Here is a 17,163-nt window from a genome sequence, read left to right on the forward strand (position 1 = left end):
GACGCCGCGGAGCTGCCGAACGGCGGTCCGGCTGGGCGGGCTGCCCTGGCTGCCGGACGGGACGGACTGGCCGGCCGGCCCCGACGGCGTCCCGCTCGCCTTCCGGGGAGCCGACGTCTTCCGCCACGCCGTCGACCGCATGGCCGCCGCCTCCCGGCAGGCCGCCGCCGCTCCCCGCTGGGATCTCGGCGACGTCGACCGGCTGGCCCCGCACCAGGCCAACCACCGCATCACCTCCTTCGTCGCCCGCCAGTTCGGCGCCCCGAGGACCGACAGCTCGGCAACGTGGCCGAGTTCGGCAACACCGGCGCGGCCTTTACCCCCGCCGCCGTCGCACTCCTTTCGGCAGGGCGCCCGCGAGGGCATCGACAGCATCCTCCACTGATCCGCCACCGCCCCGTCCGTTCCGCCGGCGCGGCGAACCAGGACCTGAGGCGCCCGCGGTCACCGGGCAGGCAGCACTCGGATGGGCACCGGCTCCGGGTCGGGGGACGCAAGGGTATTGATCAGATACTCAGCGCCAGGCATTGATGTCCACGATCCTGCCGGTCTGCAAGTCGATGCGGCCCTGGAAGTCACCTGCGTTGCGCGTGACCATGATCACGAGCGGTCGGCCGCTCTGGGGGAAGGCGGTGTAGAAGCCGTGCACGTCGTTCGGGTCCCTCAGCAGGTCGTGCGGCGGCTGCAGCCTGAACAGTTCCGTGCCGTCGGCCCGGTAGACCACCGCGTTGTCCGACGGGGTGAACGGTGCGCTGTTGATGGCTTCCACCACCAGCACCAGCGTCTCGTCGTACTCCCGCCACGCCAAGACGTCCTGTGGCGGAAGCTCGTACGACTTCTCGACGTCTCCGGCGGGGCCGCTCCAGCGGACTGTGGTGTCGCCCTGGGTCCAGGTGACCACGACGCCGGGATTTTCTTCTGTCACTTGGGGATCTCCGTGGGTGGGCCGACTGGGATCAGCCGGGCTCGGTCTCCGAATTCCATGATCTCTATCTGAGTCCCGCCGCCGGGCAGATGGCCTGGCTTCGGGTCCATCTGGGGTCCGATGATGCTCTCTTGGACGAGGATCGGATCACCGTCCGACATGGGGTAGCGCTGCAGGAGCGAGACGTCCGTCTTCCAGTCGGTGCGGACGGCCAACTGAGCGCGAACATACTGCTGGTTGGGGACGTCGTCGAAAGTGCGGAACCCGCCGGGTCGCGTCTGGCCCTGCGAGATCGCCATGTTGAACTCCTCCCCAGGCTTCGCGAATCGCGCGAGGATCGGCGACCCCTCCAGATGCGGCGGTTCACGCCTGGCAGCGCGAGCCCCGGCGGGTCGCCCACGGTAGCTGTAGCCGCGGCGAAGCACGGTCCGCTGGTCCGACCCGGTGGTGAGCCGGCCCACCGCGTCGAAAGTCTGGTGCAGCGCTGTGCTGTCGCCGATGCGCCGAGTCAGTTCACGGCCGGCTGCGTCACGCTCGAAGCTCAGCGTTCGGCCCGAGGCCGTGATCTTGCTGCAGTGGCCGCCCTCGTCATAGGCCCAGCGGGTCAGCGCCCCGGCGGGGGTTGTCAGGCCGGCCAGCCGGCTCAGCTCGTCGTACGTGTAGCGGACCGTACGGCCATCGACATGCTCCTCGACAAGCCGACCGTGCCGGTCGCGGATGCGGAGCAGCCTGGTGCCGTCGGAGGAGACCGCCGCTGCAAGCAGGTCGAAGACATCAAACTCGAACGTCGCGGTACCGGCGGGGGAGGTTTTGCGGACGATCCGCCGAGCACGTCGCGCTCGTAAGCGATCTCCTCGCCCAGCCCGTTCACACGTGAGCGCAGGCGACCGGCCGGGTCGTAGGAGTAGGTCAGCGTCAGGCCGTCGAAGTCGGTCTCTGAGATCAGCCGCCCCGCCGCATCGTACGCGTACTCCCAGATCAGGCCCTGGGGGTTGCGTACGCCCGTGAGTCGCAGCAACGCATCGTAGGTGTACTCGTGGCGTACGCCGTCAGGCCCGGTCCGAGCGGCGAGGAGGTCGAAGTGGGTGTACTCGAAGCGGGTCACCCCGCCTGCTGGATCGGTGAAGGCGGTGCAGTTGCCCTCGCCGTCGTACGTCCATGCCGACTCGGCGCCGTCCGGGTCCACCCGGCGGGCAGGACGTCCCTCGGGGGTCCACTCCATGGTCGTCACCCCGCCGAGCGGGTCAGTCACGCGCACGGGGCGACCGAACGCGTCCCGCTCGAACCGTGAGGTGGCGCCTAGAGCGTCCGTGATCGTGACCGGCAGGCCAGCCGCGTCGGTGGTGAAGCGTGTGACGGCGCCCAGCGGGTTGGTCACCGTGACGACATGACCGCGATCGTCATAGGCGAAGGTGGTGACGGCACCTGCCGAAGTGGTGAGCGACGTGCGGTTGCCGCGCTCATCGAAGGTCTGGCGGATGACCGTGCCGTCCGCGTTGGTCACTCTTGCGGGCAGGCCCGGTTCGTCGTACTGGGCCTGCCCGCTATGCGGCCGTCGGGTCGGATTGAGCGGGTAATCCTTCCCGCCTCGTCGTATTCCTGAAGCGAGGTGGCGCCCAGTGCGTCGGTACGGCTGAGCACGCGTCCGGCGCTGTCGTACTGGTAGCGGGGGACAGCGCCGAGCGGGTCGATCTCGGCAACGACCCGGCACCGCTCGTCGATCAGGTAGCGGCGGGTGTGCCCGTCGGCGGTGGTGACCGCCGTGACGCGCTCGCCCGTCGCCGGGTCGTGCTCGTCGTACGTGAGCGTGAGGGCGAGGTGTCCGTCGGCGCCGCCTTCCGCGATGCAGCGGTCCTGGTCGTCGTAGGTGTTTTCGTAGCGGCTGCCATTGGTGTCGATCCACGACGTGATCCGGCCGCGGTCGTCGTACGCCAGCCGCAGGGGCCGACCGGAGGAGCTGGTGACCTCAGTCAGGTTCCCGTCGGTGTAGCCATACGCGAGGACGCGCGGGCCGCCGGTCAGATGGAGAGCGGTAATGCGGCCCCCGGGTTTGCCGTTGCGGTCCTCCAGCTGGGCGATCGCCGCCAGGCCGTCCCCCTCGCCGTCCCAGCCCGCCGCCGGGGAGAACCGTAGGGAGGGGGCGGGCGCGTGCGCCGGCTGGTGTTTGGGGTGCCCATGACCGGTGCCCACCCCGCCGCGCCCCCGGCCCGCCGCCCCGTGCGCGCCCCGTGAACCGTTTGGCGGAGATTTGGGGAAACGATGGCGGCCCTCTCCAGGATGGACACGTCCGCATCACCCACTGATGTGAAGGAGATTCCCATGAAGAAGATCCAGGTCCGCAAGGCCGGTCCGGTCCGTCTGACCTCCTCGGCGTGTGACGTCTACACGAACCCCAGCTGATCGCTCAGTTGAGTCCCGGCACCTGATCGGCCGGGGTCGGCGCCGTCGTGCCCAGGACCGCCCGAGGCGACTCGGGCCGCCCGTCGGCACGACGGTGCCTCCCGGGCGGCGTGCCCCGCCCGCAGCCGGTCCGGACCGCAAGCCGAGGGAGGCTCCATGCCGGAGCACGGCATCCGCAATGAGGCAGACACGCCCCTGCCGTTCCACCCGCTGGTCTACCTGGAGGACGGCGAAGAGGTCACCATCGGGCGGCCCGACACGGACTCCTACGGGATCTTCCCGGTCGACGGCGCCCACCTCGTGCGCCGCCTCGCGGCCGGCGCCACCCCGTCGCAGGCCGCCGACTGGTACTCCGCCGAGTACGGCGAACAGGTCGACATCGACGACATCATCGGCGCCCTACGCGAACTCGGCTTCGTCCGCGAGGAGGGCGAGGAGCCCGCGCAGACGGGCCCGGTGCGCTGGCAGCGACTCGGCCGCGCCCTGTTCTCCCCGCCCGCCTGGGTCTGCTACGGGCTGATCACCGCCTGGGCGCTTTGGCGCATGATCCGCTCCCCGGACCTCGTACCGGCCGCGGAAGACATGCTGTTCAGCGAGTACTACGCCGTCATCAGCCTGGTCATGCTGGTCGCCGCGGTACCCCTGATCGCCATCCACGAGGCCTTCCACGCCTTGGCCGCCCGGCGTCTGGGCATCGGTTCCAAGACCAGGCTGTCGCACCGCTTCTACTTCCTCGTGGTCGAAACGGCCCTGGACGGGCTGGTCGCCGTGGAACGCCGCAAGCGCTACCTGCCGATCGTCGCCGGGATGGTCGTCGACATCGTCCTCGTCTCTCTCCTCGTCACCGTCGCCGACGTCGCCCGCGGCCCCGGCGGTGCCGAAACCACCGCCAGCCGCGTCTGCCTCGCGGTGGCCTTCGCCGCCGTGCTGCGGGTACTGTGGCAGTTCTTCCTCTACCTGCGCACCGACGTATACGTGCTGATCACCACCATGCTCGGCTGCGTGGACCTGCACACCACGTCCGTACGCCTGCTGCGCAACCGCTTCCTGCGACTGCGCGGGCGCACCGAGGGGCTGGCGGACGAATCCCTCTGGCACCCCGTCGACCGCCGGGCCGCCCGCTGGTACTCCTGGCTGATCGTGGCCGGCTACACCTTCAGTCTCAGCACCTTCCTGCTGGCCCTCGCCCCCGTCTTCGTGGAGATGGTCTCCGGAGCCGTCAGCCGCTTCGGCGGCGAGGGCTCCAGCTGGGTCGAGCTGCTGGATTCCTCGGCCTTCCTCATCATGGCCTTCTGGCAGAGCGCCCTCACGATCTGGATCGCCGCCCGGGAGCGTCTGCGCGGCCGCACCTCCCGCACCCACCACGTCATCGGCTGACGGGCGTCCCCGTGGGCTCGGCCCCTCCACCTCGACGAGCCACGCTCGCCCGGGCGTTCGCTTCGCGTCGGTGACCACCCGCTTCGCCAGGACCTTCGGCCGCGATCCTCGACCGGTCCGCCTGCCACGCTACCGGCCGCCACTGACAACGCCGCTTTGCCCAGCAGGCGAACCGGCTCCCTCTGTCCCGCAACGCGGGAGCTCCGTATCCTCCCCGGCCCGAAGGCCGCGGTATCCACGAAGGAGTCCTGATGACCGGCCACTACTGGATCGCGGCGCCCCTGCGCCGCGAACGTGACCGTCTGCGGGCCGGACTCGGCCTGCCCGCCCCCCTGGCCGTGGTCGACGCGCACCGTCGGCTGCGCGGACCTTACTCCGCGGCGGGCGCCCTGCTGCGCCAGGTCGCCCCCGAGGCGCTGCGCCGCATGCCCGAACTGGCCGCCCGGCACTACATCGAGCTCCAGGAGAGCACCCCGGAACTGGCGCCCCTCGTACCGCAGAGGATCCGCGCCCTGGAGAAGATGGCCGATGCCCCCGGCGAGGCCAGCCGCTACCCGGCCCGGCTGCACTCGCTGCGCGTCTCGCACGGGATCGTGGACTTCCTCCTAGCCGCCCTCCCCGGATCCGGGGACGGCCCGCGCACCCTCGTCGTGGAGAACGTGCAGCACGCCGACGTCACCGACCACGAGTTCCTCGCCGCCGCCCTGCGCCGGATCCCCGCCGAGCTTCTGACCCTGGTCGTCGCCACCGACACCGCGGAGCTCGGAGATCCGCCGGGCATGGTCTCCGTGTCCCTGCCCGCGGAACTCGCCGTGCGCACCACCCGCGTCCACCACCCCGGGGCCCCCGCGGGCGCCGACCCCGACGGGCCGACCCCCGACGGTGCCGGGTTCGGCAGCTTGGCCGAGGCCGCCGCCCGGTACGTTGCCGGCGACTGCATCAGCGACGAGCCCCCACTGCGCGCCGCGTACGAGGCCCTCACCGGACCCGAGCGCGCTGCCCTGCACGACCGCCGGGCCGAGGAGGTCGCCGGCCGCGCCGAGGAGGAGCCCTCGCTCCGGCTGGGCACCCTTCCCTACCACCTGCTGCGCGGCAGCGACGGCGACGGCGCCGGACTCGACGCCCTGCGTTGGGCCCAGCTCCGCTGCAAGTACCTGGGCCTCTATCACGCGGCGGCCGAGATGGGCGAGGAGGGCCGCCACCGTACGGGCCCCGACGTCCGGCCCGAACTGTGGTGGCCTTTCACCCGCGAGACGGGCGTGTGCCTGGCCGCCGCCGGACGGCCGGAGGAGTCCGCCGCCGTCCAGGAGGAGGCGCGCTCGCAGACCACCATGCCCAAACACCACATGAGCCTCGCCTACGAGACGGGCATGCTGTACGCCCGCCACTTCCCGCCGGAGCTGCGCGACGAGCGCAGGGCCCGCGCGTACGTCAACCAGGCCATCGCGATCTCGGACCTGCTGCCGGACCTGAAGGAACGCGCCTTCTTCTCCGTGTTCAACCGCAACGGCCTCGCCCTGGTCGAGGTCCGCGCCGGCCGCCCCGACGAGGCCCTGCGGCTGCTGGACGAGGGCATCGAGCGGCTCGACCGAGAGCTCGGCATCGGCGAGCGGACCTGGCACCGCGTCGGCCTGCGCTACAACCGCGCCCAGGTCAACGGCATGAGCGGCCGGCTGGAGGACGCCCTGGAGGACTACGCCTCCATCATGGACCTGGACCACGACTTCGCCGACCACTACTTCAACCGCGGAAGCATGCTCCGCCGGCTCGGCCGCATCGAGGAGGCCATCGCCGACTACGAGCGGGCCATCACTCTGGAATCGCCCTTCCCCGAGGTGCACTACAACCGCGGCGAGGCCCGGCTCGAACTCGGCGACCTCGACGGCGCGCTGGCCGACTTCGACCGGGCCCTCGAACTGGAGCCGGGCAACCTGGAGGCCCTCCTCGCCCGCGCGGGCCTGCTGGCCGACCAGGGCGAGGCCAAAGCGGCCCTGGCCGATGTCGAGGCCGGGCTGCTGGTCGATGCCGAGCACCCCCATCTGCTCTGCCTCCAGGGCCGGTTGTGGGGCGAGGAGGGCCGTACGGCCGAGGCCCGCGACTCCCTCGACGCGGCCCTGCGCCACGATCCGGAGCTGGCCGAGGCATGGGCGATCAAGGGCGAACTCGACTATGTGGAAGGCGACCTGACCGCCGCACTGGCCGATTTCAACCGAGCGGTGGAGCTGGAGGCCCGGCCCGAGTTCCGGTTCAACCGGGGTGTGGTTCACGAGGCGGCGGGCAGCCTGGTCCAGGCGGTGGCCGACTTCGACGCGGTCCTCGCCGTCACCGACGACGAAGAGGCGCGCAGCCGCCGGGAGACCTGCCTGCGCGCAGCCGAGCGGGCGCACCTGTAGGGGCCGGGATGGACCTTCGTCAGCAGGGGAAGCAGCAGGAGCGCCGGCGGGAGATCGAGCGGGAGCGCGGGACCGGCGGGGCCGTGTCCGGGGCCGCGTTCACCGAGGCCATGTCGCGGCTGGTCTCGGGGGTGGCGGTGGTCTCCGCCCGGAGGGGTGACGGCCGGCCCTCGGGGCTGCTCGTCTCCTCCGTCTGCTCGTACAGCGCGGCCCCGCCGTCGGTGCTCGTCGCGCTGGCGCGCACCTCCCGGACCTGCCGGGAGATCACGGCGGGGCCGGACGCGTACTTCGGAGTCCACCTGCTGGCCCGCAGCCACGCGGCGCTGGCGAAGACCTTCGCGGGCAGCTCCCGGGACAAGTTCGCCGACGTGCTCTGGGACTGGGACGGGACGGTGCCGCGGCTGTCGGGCGTCCCGGTGTACGCGAAGTGCCGTGCGGGGGCGGTGCTCCCGCACGGCGACCACGTGATCGTGGTGGGCGAGGTGGTCGGCTGCGCGGTGGCGGAGGACGACCCGCTCGTGTACTTCCGGCGGCGGCTCGACTGGAGCCTCGGCGGCTGAGCGGGGTAGGCGGGTCAGCAGGGTGAGTACGCCGGTACGCGGAGCGCGCATACCGGCGTACTGCTGTCTGCGTGCGCTGGTGTACGGCTGCGTGCGGGTACGGTCGTGCGAACCCGCAGCCGTACGTACCCATGGCCCTGCGGATGAGCGGCCGTGCGGCCCTCAGCCACCCAGCGCAGCGGGGTGGAGTGCGCCCGCCGGGCGGCAGCCGTCGTGCCGGGTGTTGTCGGGCCGGGCCCCGCTGAGCAGGGCCTGCTGGGCCGCGCGCAGGCCCGGTCCCGGTTCGATTCCGGTGTCCTCGACCACGGCGCGCCGGGCCCGGGTGTAGGCGTGCAGGGCCTCGGCGCGGCGGCCCGCGGCGGCCAGGGCGAGCATCAGCTGCTCGTGGAAGTCCTCGCGCAGCGGGTGGCGCGCGCACAGCTCCTCCAGCTCACCGACAACCTCGCGGGCCCAGCCGCTGCAGATGTCGGCGCCGATCCGGTCGTGGACGAGGGCGAGCCGTTCCTCTTCGAGCCGGACGGTGTAGTGCGCGGGCAGGCAGGCCGGTCCGAGGTCCTCGAAGGGCGTGCCCCGCCAGAGGGCCAGGGCCCGGTGAAACGACTCTGCCGCGGTGGTGCAGTGGCCCGCGGCCCGCAGTTCCCGGCCGCGCGCGGCCAGCGTGCGGAACCGGTCGAGGTCCAGTTCCCCCGGCTGTACGCGCAGCAGGTAGCCGTTGCCGGAGGTGAGCAGCAGCGGGTGCCTGCGGGGGTCGCCGCCCCCGCGGCTGTGCTCAGGGGCGAGCACACGCCGCAGCCCCGACACGTACATCTGCACGGTCGCCACGGCTGAGCGCGGAGGCCGGTCGTCCCACAACTCGCCGATCAGGGAGCAGATCGGAAAGCGGCGGTTGGCGTGCAGCAGCAGCAGCGTCAGCAGGGCGCGCCGCTTCAGGGAGCTGGGCGTGCACGACACCCCGCCCCGGCGGACTTCCAGGGGCCCCAAGATCCGGTACGTCGGCCCGTCGGCCGGCCCGCCCCCGCCGGTCGGCTCTGGGGCGGGCCCGGGACAACGGGGTAAGTCGGGGTCCGCCGGAGGGCCGTGGACGGGATCTGACGAGGATCTTTCGGTTCTGGCCAGCACTGGTCTGCCACCCCCGCGCTACCGGCGCCCTCGGGCGCACTGTCCTGTCGGCACGCGGTGGGGCTCACCGGCGCTCACGACAATGGATACGGGATCACGCGAGAGGGTGTCAGGGGCACGAACCAGCCAAATCCCAAATAAAATAGATGAACTGCGAACCGGCAGCCGTCTCGGCCGTATGCCCGCCGCATCTCGGCCAATAATCGGGGCGCCCGGCCCGGCTCGGATCTGCTCCTTGGCAGGGGCCCGCCGCAGGGTTAGCGTGCCTCGATCTCCTCCGACACGTACGTGCTTCCCGATCGTCGACCGACCGCCGACCACGGCCCTGCCGACCGGTCAGTTCGACCTGCCGTGAGAGGGCAACCCGCCATGTCCGCACGTCGTACCGCCGCGGCGACCGCCACCCTGGCCGCCGCCGCACTCGTCTCCCCGCTGCTCCTCGCCGGCCCCGCCGCCGCGGGCGACGAAGACCGGGGCCGGGCCGCCGCCCGCGGCGCCGCCCTGGCGGCGCAACTCGTCCGGGAGTCCACGGCCAAGGACGCCCTCCGGCACCTGCGGGCGTTCCAGTCGGCCGCGGACTACAACGGCGGCAACAGGGTGGCGAGTTCGAAGGGCCACGAGGCCTCGGCTGCATACGTGGAGGGGGTGCTGCGCAACGCCGGCTACGGGACCTCCCGCCAGGAGTTCGGCTTCGTCTACACCGAGGACCTCGCCGAGTCCCTCACCGTCGACTCGCCCACCCCGCGCGAGGTCACCGTCCAGCTCATGGCGTTCACCGCCCGCAGCCCCGAGGGCGGGGTCACCGGGGAGCTGGCCGTGGTCCCCGTCGACGCCGACAACACCCACGGCTGCGAGCCGGGCGACTTCGCGGCGGGCGCGTTCACCGGCAGGATCGCCCTGGTCAAGCGTGGGGGCTGCTCCTTCGCCGTCAAGCAGGGCAATGCCCACGCGGCGGGCGCGCTCGGCGCGATCGTCTACAACAACACCCCCGGCAAGATCAACGGGACCATCGGGGACTCCTCCCTCGCCCGCATCCCTACCGGCGGGATCAGCCAGGAGGACGGCGCGGCGCTGACCGCGGAGGCCGCCACCGGGCCGGTGACGGTCACCCTCGACATCCACGAACTGCGCGAGAACCGCCGCAGCTTCAACGTGGTGGCGGAGACCCGCGGCGGGGGCGCCGCCAACACGGTCCTCCTCGGCTCCTACCTCGACTCGCAGCACGGCACCCCCGGCATCAACGGCAACGGCTCCGGCTCGGCCGGGCTCCTCCAGGTCGCGTTGAAACTGGCCAAGTCGCAGGAGAAGGTGGGCAACAAGGTGCGGTTCGCCTGGTGGTCGGCGCAGGAGTTCGGCGTCGCGGGCTCGCATGCGTACCTCTCCGCCCTGACGCCGGAGCAACGCGCGCAGATCCGGCTCTACCTGAACTTCGAGACGATCGCCTCGCCGAACGGCGCGTTCTTCGTCAGCGACGGGGACGACTCTGACCGCGTCGGCGCGGGCCCCGGCCCGGAGGGCTCCGCCCAGCTGGAGAAGGGCATCACCGACTTCCTCGACGCGAAGGGCGTCCCGCACGAGGGCACCGACTTCATCGGCCTGTCGGACTACGCGCCCTTCCTCGCGGCGGGTATCCCCTCGGGAGGCACCTTCACCGGCTCCGACGGCATCAAGACCGAGGCCCAGGCGGCCAGGTTCGGCGGCCAGGCGGGCACCGCGTACGACGTGAACCACCACAACCCCGGCGACGACCTCGCCAACCTCCACATGCGTTCCTTCGACGTCAACATCGACGTCATCGCCGACGCGGCCGGCCGCTACGCGCACGATCTCGGGGCCTTGGCGGCAACTGACCGCCCGATGGCGGAGGGCCCCACCCCCGCGGTGCCGCCCGCGGCGTCCCGTGGGCCCTGCCGTGCCGTGCCGCACGGCAGGGCTCAGGAGGGGTGCCATCCGGTGGGGAGGACGGTGGCGTCGCCTCAGCCGGTGGTCCTGGTCGGTGAGCACGTCCCGGACGAGGCGGCGCAGGCCTCGGGGGCGTTGTGAACGTGGTGTCGATGACCTCGTAGGCGACCGGGAGGCGGCGGCCCGCCCGCAGGTCCTCCGGGTGCTGCGGCGGCGCCGCGGTGGTGTCGACGAGCCCGTAGTCGTGCCCGTAGTGGACGATGCGTCGCCGCGCGTCGCCCTCGCCCGTCCAGCCGGAGTTGGAGGCGGTCTCCTCCTGCTGGGTACGCCGCCAGATGCCCTCCTCCTCGAAGCGGGGCCGGTCGGCGTTCACCCGTTAGTAGGCGTGCCACCTGCGGAGCTGGGACTCGTCGAGCTGGTCAAAGACCGCGACGGGACACTGCATGACGTGTCCTCGGTTTTCTGCTTCGAGATGGTCCGCCTCACGGCAGGGCGTGTCAGCTCAGGGTGCCGACGGCGTCGGTGAGCGCGGCGGTCAGGAAGTCGATGTCCTCGTCGCTGGAGTTCAGCGGGGGCGCGACGACTGCTTCGCAAGGGCGTGGCCTGGCGCGATGTCCCCATTCAGGTCGTTGGCTGTTCAGGAGCGACTGCCTGGCGCCGACTCCGGGACTGGGCTGAGGCTGGCGTCTGGCCACGCCTGCACGAAGTGCTCCTCGCCGAACTGCGGAAGGCGAGTCGCGTGCCGGTCGACGATCAGGTGGTGTTTGCTGCCCGGCCGGCCCCGGCCGGGCCCGGTCGACCTGCGCAGGGCCGTTGTATTCCCTCTCATTGCCCGTCGCGGCGTCGCCCACGGTTCCGGCTTGGGCAAGTGCCGCTGGGTGGTCGAGCGGACCTTCGCCTGGCTCCACCAGCTCAAGCGCCTACGTATCCGCTGCGAGGTACGCGCCGACATGCACCTCGGCCTCCTTCAACTCGCCTGCAGCGTCATCTGCCTGAGACGACTCCGAACCTCATGCTGAAACGACCTCCAAGTGTCCCCCCGGGTCGGGCGGCCGCGTGGTGCTCGGGTCAGGTGTCGACCGCCGCCAGCCAGATCTCGATCTCCACGTCGCCGTCACCGATCACCATCCACTCCTGAAGGACCAGCCGCCGGTCGCCGGCCCGCCAGGTGACGGACCGTTCGCCGTCACCGCCACGCAGCAACACGGCCCGGTCGTCCGGCAGCGGGGGGCCGTAGCCGGCACGCAGGCGCTCCGCGACGGTGTCGTAGAGCTCCGCGAAGCGCTGCTCCGTCCAGTCCTGGAGGAAGGGGTACTCGGCCAGCGCCTCCGCCTCCAGGAAGACGCTCGCGACCACCCGTACCGCGCCGTGGCACAGGTCCTCCGCGTCGTCCTCGTCCAGTCCGTCGACGTCGTAGGGGTCCGCCGAGCCGGGGTGGAAGGGCCGCGGCGCACGGCCCAGGAGCTCGGCGGCGACGGCCACCGCGTCCCCTTCCCACGCGGGCCCGTGGTCCACGTACTGCCCGGTGTCGCGGAGCAACCGCGGCCGCGCCCGCTCGAAGGTTCCCGGCCCGGCGGCGCCCTCCCACACGGCCCGGCCGGCCGCGTCCCGCAGTACGACGGACGCCCCGTCGCCGGACGCCTCGACGCGGCACACGTCCCGGCCCCCGGCGTCGACGTGCACGACCGCGCCGTCGGCGGAGACGAACGCCGCGAGACCGGTGACGTCGTCGAAGCCGGCGACCCAGCCGTCCCCGTCGGTCAGCGGCTCCCGGTGCGAGGACGGCGTGAACGAGCCGTCCGTACGCAGCACCCCCCACCGCGGTGCGCCGTCGTCCACGCAGGCGACGGCCGCCCCACAGGGGGAGAAACGTTCCACCCAGGCGTAGCGCGGCCCGATCACCGGCAGCCCTGCCGGATCGACGAACCCCCGGGCGAAGCCGTCGCCGACCTTCAGCAGGCCGCACCACAGCTCCTCGTCCATCTCGCCGTCGCGGCGCAGCACCAGCTCGCCCCGGCAGTCCACGAAGCCGGCGAACGAGTCGCCCGCCCCGCCGCCGACGGCGTACGCCAGACCGTTCCCGTCGAAGGATTCCAGCAGCCGGAAGGACGGTTCGACGATCCATTCGCCCGCGGTGTCCACCAGCCCCCACAGCTCCCCGACCCGCACCGGCGCCGCCCCGCCCGCGCCGAACGGGCGCGCCCCGTCGAACCGGGGCGCGATCGCCGGGCGTCCCTCGCGGTCCACGTACCCGCAAGGCCCGCCGGTGACCGGCCGTACGGGCGCCAGGCCGGCGGGCCCGAAGGACCCGGCCGCGTCGAAGCCGCCGCCGATCACCAGCCGGCCCGTGGGATCCGCGTAGCCGGCGCCGCCCTCGGTACGGACCGCGGCCAGTCCGTGGTGGAACTCCTCCGCACCCGTGAAGCGGGCCGGCACGACCGGAGCGCCGGAGGCGTCCGCGTACCCGAACAGGCCCGCTCGGCGGAATCGGGACAGCCCCGCCCCGTCGAAGGCACCGGTCCACTCCAGCCCCGGTGCGTCGAGCCAACGGCCCCGCCCGTCCAGGTACCCCCACCGCCCGGCCAGGTCCGCCGCGGGCGCGACCAGGCCCCCGTCACCGTCCGGGTGGAACGGGCCGACGGCACCCAGTTCGGGCGCACGCACGAGCGCGCCCTCCGGGTCGACGAGCGCCAGCCGTGTCCCGAACGGTTCGCGCCCCGTCACGGGCACGGCGTACGGCGCGGACGGGACGGGGCGGTGCGGTGTCACGTACTGCTCCAGCTGCTCCAGGGGCGTTCGGGGGCCGGAGAACATTGTGGCGGAGCCCGCCGGGGGTTCAGGAGGAGCCCATGGCCTTCCTCAGCTCCGCCGCCGCGTTGCGGTAGACCGGCAGCAGATCGAGGTCGTCACCCGGGTAGTTGACGATCCGCACCTGCTTGGCACCCGAGTCCGGCAGCACCGCGCCGGTGGACATGTGGGCGTTGTCCAGCACCAGCGACGGCTTCTTCGCGGAGAGTTCGGCGAGCTGCGCCGGGGTCACGGCCTCCGGCCCGTAGGTGCCCACGGTGGTCGCGCCCGCGAGCTTCGCCGACCAGGCGGTGAAGACCTGGGCCACGACGGACGGGCTGCGGCCGCCTGGCCAGCCGGCCCGGAGCTCCTGGTTCAGCTTCGCGTACTCGGCGTCGAAGCCGGTCTTCCACCGCGCGGCGGCGTCCGCCGTACCGAACAGTGCGGCCAGACGGCCGACTTCGGCGGACACCTTGTCGGGGTCGTTGTCGAGTTCCACCTCGACCAGCTTCGCCTCGGAGCCCGCCGCCTCCTTGATCTTCGGGGCGTACGGCTCGAACGGCGCGTACAGCACGAAGTCGGCCTGGGCCACGGCGGCGAGGTCCGAGGGCCTGGGTTCGTAGTCGGGGGCGTGGTGGACCGACTGCGGCACGATGACCTTGATGTCCTGCGCGCCCGCCGCCTTCGCGAGGGCGCCCTCCCAGGTGGTCGTCACGACCACGGACGGATTGCCGGGGCGCGGGAGCCCCGGGCCCCCACCCGACGCCGACGAGGCGCCGTTCCCGCAGCCGGCGGTCAGGAGCAGGGCCGCGCTCAGTGCGAGGGCGGCAGGGACACGGACGCGGGTGCGCGCCATGAGCTGACTCTCCGTTCGGGTAAGAAGTGCACCGCGAGGACCAGCGCCCCGGCGGTCAGGACGAGGACCGGGCCGGGCGGCCAGTCCAGCCACAGGGCCAGCAGGAACCCCGTCAGGTTCACCACGATGCCGATGCCGACCGCCCACAGGGTGATCGACTTCAGCGAACCGCCCAGGCGGCGCGCGGCGAGTGCGGGCAGCAGCGTCAGCGCGTCGACCAGCAGCGCGCCGGTGAGTTTGATCGCCCCGGCGACCGCGATGGCGACCAGCACCAGGAGCGCGGCCGTCAGGGCCCGCACCGGTACGCCGGAGCACTGGGCCAGTTCGCGGTCGTACAGCAGCAGGCCGATCTCCCGCCGCCGCCACCGGAACAGGCAGGGCACGGCGACGGCGAGCACGCCCAGGACCACCAGGTCGGGCGTCCCGACGGACAGGATCGACCCCCACAACAGGGCGAAGGCACCGGACGCGTTGACCCCGGACACCGCCAGCAGCAACAGCGCCGCCGCGACCGCCAGGCTCATCAGCAGCCCCATCGCCCCCGAGAGGCCGTCCGGGGTGCCGGCGAGCGGAGCCACGCCCGCGCCGGCCAGCGCACACGCCACCAGCGCGCACAGCATGGGGTCGAGCCCGGTCAGCAGGCCCACGGCGATGCCCAGCAGGGCCACGTGCATCATCGCGAACCGGACCGGCATGATGTCGAGCCCGACGATGACGACGCCGACGACCGGCAGTGCGACGGCGGCCAGCAGCAGTGCCGCGCCCGCTCGTTGAACGGGCAGCAGCCGCAGGAGTTCACCGAGGTCGGCGGTGGCCAGGACGGTCACCGGACCTCCCGCAGCCGGCCCGCGGCCATCTCCAGTACGCGGTCGCACCGGTCCGCCAGGGCGCGGTCGTGCGTCACCACGATCAGCGTCACCGGCAGTGCGGTGAGCACGTCCGCGGCCTCCGCCTGCCCGTCGAAGTCGAGGGCGGCGGTCGGCTCGTCCGCCAGCATCAGCTCCGCGCCCGCCGCGACGCACCCGATCGCCCGGGCCAGGTACATGCGCTGCAACTGGCCGCCGGACAGGGTGTGCAGAGGCCTCCCGGTGAGCGCGCCCACGCCGAGCCGGTCCGCGGCCTCGGCCGCCTCCGCCGGGGCGCGGCTGCCGGCCAGCAGCTCGCTGCCGAGCAGGGGGAACCGCCCGGCGGCGGGCTTCTGCGGGATCCAGGCGCAGGCCCGGCGCCGCCACGCCCACTCGGCGGGGGAGCGGCCCTCCCGGCCGCCGACCAGGATCGAGCCCGCCATCTGGCGGTGCAGACCGAGGACGGCGCGCAGGAGAGTCGATTTGCCCGAGCCGTTGGTGCCGGTCAGCGCCACGCGTTCACCGGCGGCGATCTCCAGGTCCACGTCGGCGACGGCCTCCACCCGGCCGTGCCGGCAGACGACCCCCCGCATGCGCACGTCCATCCCGCCCATCACACGCCCCTCGATCGTCCTCGACTGCGCGGGACGGCGCGGCTCAGCCGCCCACGTGCCAGTAGTCGGATGCCGGGCATACGGGGTTCCCGCCGGTCCGGAGCCGCCCGCCCGCGGGGGCGGGGCGCTGATGCTCCGGACGGTCGTCCTCGGACGGGTCCTGGGCCGGGCGCCTCAGGCGGGCGGATCCTGGAGGTTCAGCTGCCAGGACACCCCGAAGCGGTCGTTCACCCAGCCGAACCGGGCGCTGAAACCGTACGAGCCCACGGGCATCAGCTCCTTGCCCTGGTCGGCGAGGGCGGCGTAGAGCCGGTCGAGCTCGGCCGCGGACCGGCACTCCACGAAGAGCGAGACGGCCGGGGTGAAGCCGAACTCGTGCTTGACGTAACTGTCGATGCACATGAAGTGCTGCCCGGCGAGCGAGAACGTCGCGCGCAGCACCGTGCCCTGCGCGCCGGGGCCGTCGGCGCCGTAGCGGGTGATGTCGACGACCTCGGAGTCTTCGAACAGGGAGGTGTAGAAGGTCATCGCCTCCTCCGCCCGGCCCTCGAACATCAGGAACGTGGTGATCTTCTGCGGTGCCGGGGTCATCGAGCCTTCCTCCGGGTGCGGGTACGTGCGTACACAGGCTGGTGCTGCGACCGCAAAAGTTCACCGGGTCACGGCACGAGGGGGTGTCCGTCGGCGTCCGTGTGATCCTTCTGCGTGGAGAACTTGTTCAGGAACACGTCGTACCGGCCGTCGGGGCGGCGGGTCAGGGTCGCCCCGTCCTGCCAGACGCCGTTCTCGGCCCACCACGGGCTGCCGAACGGATCGCCCTGGTTCTGGTGGATGTTGTGGACGCCCAGACCGGTGTCGAAGGGCTCCCCGAAGACCAGCACCGGACGGCCGACCACGAGCATCGGCTCGAAGGCGAGCGCGGCGTCGAGATTGGTCCCCGAGGCCCAGGGCCGGGAGGACTTCACCAGCCGTTCGAGCAGTCCCCGCACCCGGTCGGGCAGCCACGGCGGCCAGGATCGGCCGCGCCGCAGGGCCGGATGCCGGATGTAGTCGAGGGCGCCGGACCCGTCCGTACGGGGCAGTTCGTGGTAGCCCGGCGCCAGTGCGGCCACCGGGCCGAGCGCCTTGGCGTCCACCGTGAACACCTTCCACTGCACGCCGGTCGCCGACTCGTGACTGTCGACGTCGACGGCGCACTTGTAGCGCCCGTCCGGCGCGTCGACCCGGAGGTTGACATGGAACCACGCCCCCTCCGTGTCGGGGGTGTCCCGGAAGTGCCGGTGCAGGGTCCCGGAGAGGACGCCGTAGTGCGCGAAGGGCATGGTCCCCAGTGAAGCACCGGCCGGCACGACGGTCGCCGCGACGCGCGAAGCGGCGGCCCTCGG

16 protein-coding genes and 1 pseudogene are annotated in these 17,163 nt (G+C 72.5%); 6 read left to right on the top strand and 11 right to left on the bottom strand.

Annotation, left to right across the window (positions count from 1 at the left end; genetic code table 11):
- Positions 1-139 precede the first annotated feature (139 nt).
- Positions 140-385, top strand: coding sequence for a hypothetical protein (locus tag BSL84_RS29070; protein WP_045323589.1), 246 nt, complete (start codon positions 140-142; stop codon positions 383-385).
- Between the two features lie 129 nt (positions 386-514).
- Here BSL84_RS29070 and BSL84_RS29075 read toward each other — a convergent pair whose 3' ends face one another.
- The 4 genes from BSL84_RS29075 to BSL84_RS29095 form a co-directional block, all read right to left on the bottom strand.
- Positions 515-925, bottom strand: coding sequence for a hypothetical protein (locus BSL84_RS29075; RefSeq protein WP_159393577.1), 411 nt, complete (start codon positions 923-925; stop codon positions 515-517).
- Entirely contained in the window at positions 922-1,224 is a 303-nt protein-coding gene (locus BSL84_RS36635) for a hypothetical protein (RefSeq protein ID WP_075971497.1), read from the bottom strand. The genes BSL84_RS29075 and BSL84_RS36635 overlap by 4 nt, the downstream gene beginning before the upstream one ends.
- 344 nt (positions 1,225-1,568) lie before the next feature.
- Positions 1,569-2,429 (bottom strand): hypothetical protein, encoded by an 861-nt coding sequence (locus BSL84_RS29090; protein ID WP_159393578.1) that lies wholly within the window; start codon positions 2,427-2,429, stop codon positions 1,569-1,571.
- Positions 2,426-3,115, bottom strand: coding sequence for an RHS repeat domain-containing protein (locus tag BSL84_RS29095; protein WP_075971499.1), 690 nt, complete (start codon positions 3,113-3,115; stop codon positions 2,426-2,428). The genes BSL84_RS29090 and BSL84_RS29095 overlap by 4 nt, the downstream gene beginning before the upstream one ends.
- A gap of 366 nt (positions 3,116-3,481) precedes the next feature.
- On the opposite strand from BSL84_RS29095, the gene BSL84_RS29100 reads away from it, so the two are divergent.
- The 3 genes from BSL84_RS29100 to BSL84_RS29110 all read left to right on the top strand — a co-directional run bounded on the left by BSL84_RS29100 (position 3,482) and on the right by BSL84_RS29110 (position 7,655).
- Complete coding sequence (locus BSL84_RS29100; protein WP_037662533.1) at positions 3,482-4,702, top strand: hypothetical protein; 1,221 nt, start codon at positions 3,482-3,484, stop codon at positions 4,700-4,702.
- 251 nt (positions 4,703-4,953) lie between these two features.
- Entirely contained in the window at positions 4,954-7,095 is a 2,142-nt protein-coding gene (locus BSL84_RS29105) for a tetratricopeptide repeat protein (protein ID WP_075971500.1), read from the top strand.
- Positions 7,096-7,103: 8 nt separating this feature from the next.
- Positions 7,104-7,655, top strand: coding sequence for a flavin reductase family protein (locus BSL84_RS29110; protein ID WP_075971501.1), 552 nt, complete (start codon positions 7,104-7,106; stop codon positions 7,653-7,655).
- 162 nt (positions 7,656-7,817) lie between these two features.
- Here the strand turns inward: BSL84_RS29110 and BSL84_RS29115 are convergent, their stop codons facing one another.
- Positions 7,818-8,636 carry an AfsR/SARP family transcriptional regulator gene (locus BSL84_RS29115; protein ID WP_158880141.1) on the bottom strand — a complete coding sequence of 273 codons (819 nt, stop codon included), beginning with the start codon at positions 8,634-8,636 and terminating at the stop codon, positions 7,818-7,820.
- Positions 8,637-9,143: 507 nt separating this feature from the next.
- On the opposite strand from BSL84_RS29115, the gene BSL84_RS29120 reads away from it, so the two are divergent.
- Positions 9,144-10,817 (top strand): M28 family peptidase, encoded by a 1,674-nt coding sequence (locus BSL84_RS29120; RefSeq protein ID WP_075971502.1) that lies wholly within the window; start codon positions 9,144-9,146, stop codon positions 10,815-10,817.
- A 442-nt stretch (positions 10,818-11,259) separates the two neighbouring features.
- Positions 11,260-11,695 (top strand): annotated as a pseudogene (locus BSL84_RS37140) (transposase); the annotation flags it as partial.
- Positions 11,696-11,744: 49 nt separating this feature from the next.
- Here the strand turns inward: BSL84_RS37140 and BSL84_RS29135 are convergent.
- The 6 genes from BSL84_RS29135 to BSL84_RS29160 form a co-directional block, all read right to left on the bottom strand.
- Positions 11,745-13,445 carry a WG repeat-containing protein gene (locus BSL84_RS29135; protein ID WP_159393579.1) on the bottom strand — a complete coding sequence of 567 codons (1,701 nt, stop codon included), beginning with the start codon at positions 13,443-13,445 and terminating at the stop codon, positions 11,745-11,747.
- Between the two features lie 67 nt (positions 13,446-13,512).
- Positions 13,513-14,319 (bottom strand): metal ABC transporter solute-binding protein, Zn/Mn family, encoded by an 807-nt coding sequence (locus BSL84_RS29140; protein ID WP_075971504.1) that lies wholly within the window; start codon positions 14,317-14,319, stop codon positions 13,513-13,515.
- Positions 14,277-15,146, bottom strand: a complete 870-nt coding sequence (locus tag BSL84_RS29145; RefSeq protein WP_030028758.1) for a metal ABC transporter permease — start codon at positions 15,144-15,146, stop codon at positions 14,277-14,279. Before BSL84_RS29145 ends, BSL84_RS29140 begins: the two co-directional genes overlap by 43 nt.
- A complete protein-coding gene (locus BSL84_RS29150; RefSeq protein WP_075971505.1) occupies positions 15,143-15,778 on the bottom strand; it encodes an ABC transporter ATP-binding protein in 636 nt (211 codons plus the stop codon). Before BSL84_RS29150 ends, BSL84_RS29145 begins: the two co-directional genes overlap by 4 nt.
- 174 nt (positions 15,779-15,952) lie before the next feature.
- Positions 15,953-16,369 carry a VOC family protein gene (locus BSL84_RS29155; protein ID WP_045323581.1) on the bottom strand — a complete coding sequence of 139 codons (417 nt, stop codon included), beginning with the start codon at positions 16,367-16,369 and terminating at the stop codon, positions 15,953-15,955.
- Between the two features lie 68 nt (positions 16,370-16,437).
- Complete coding sequence (locus tag BSL84_RS29160; RefSeq protein WP_075971506.1) at positions 16,438-17,100, bottom strand: DUF2278 family protein; 663 nt, start codon at positions 17,098-17,100, stop codon at positions 16,438-16,440.
- Between the last annotated feature and the right edge of the window lie 63 nt (positions 17,101-17,163).

Source organism: Streptomyces sp. TN58 (assembly GCF_001941845.1).
Taxonomy (GTDB): Bacteria; Actinomycetota; Actinomycetes; order Streptomycetales; family Streptomycetaceae; genus Streptomyces.

Bases quoted from the DNA above. Each gene is read 5' to 3' on its own strand.
- BSL84_RS29070 (WP_045323589.1), top strand. From the start codon at position 140: ATGGCCGCCGCCTCCCGGCAGGCCGCCGCCGCTCCCCGCTGGGATCTC.
- BSL84_RS36635 (WP_075971497.1), bottom strand. From the start codon at position 1,224: ATGGCGATCTCGCAGGGCCAGACGCGACCCGGCGGGTTCCGCACTTTC.
- BSL84_RS29100 (WP_037662533.1), top strand. From the start codon at position 3,482: ATGCCGGAGCACGGCATCCGCAATGAGGCAGACACGCCCCTGCCGTTC.
- BSL84_RS29105 (WP_075971500.1), top strand. From the start codon at position 4,954: ATGACCGGCCACTACTGGATCGCGGCGCCCCTGCGCCGCGAACGTGAC.
- BSL84_RS29110 (WP_075971501.1), top strand. From the start codon at position 7,104: ATGGACCTTCGTCAGCAGGGGAAGCAGCAGGAGCGCCGGCGGGAGATC.
- BSL84_RS29120 (WP_075971502.1), top strand. From the start codon at position 9,144: ATGTCCGCACGTCGTACCGCCGCGGCGACCGCCACCCTGGCCGCCGCC.
- BSL84_RS29140 (WP_075971504.1), bottom strand. From the start codon at position 14,319: ATGGCGCGCACCCGCGTCCGTGTCCCTGCCGCCCTCGCACTGAGCGCG.
- BSL84_RS29150 (WP_075971505.1), bottom strand. From the start codon at position 15,778: ATGGGCGGGATGGACGTGCGCATGCGGGGGGTCGTCTGCCGGCACGGC.
- BSL84_RS29155 (WP_045323581.1), bottom strand. From the start codon at position 16,369: ATGACCCCGGCACCGCAGAAGATCACCACGTTCCTGATGTTCGAGGGC.
- BSL84_RS29160 (WP_075971506.1), bottom strand. From the start codon at position 17,100: ATGCCCTTCGCGCACTACGGCGTCCTCTCCGGGACCCTGCACCGGCAC.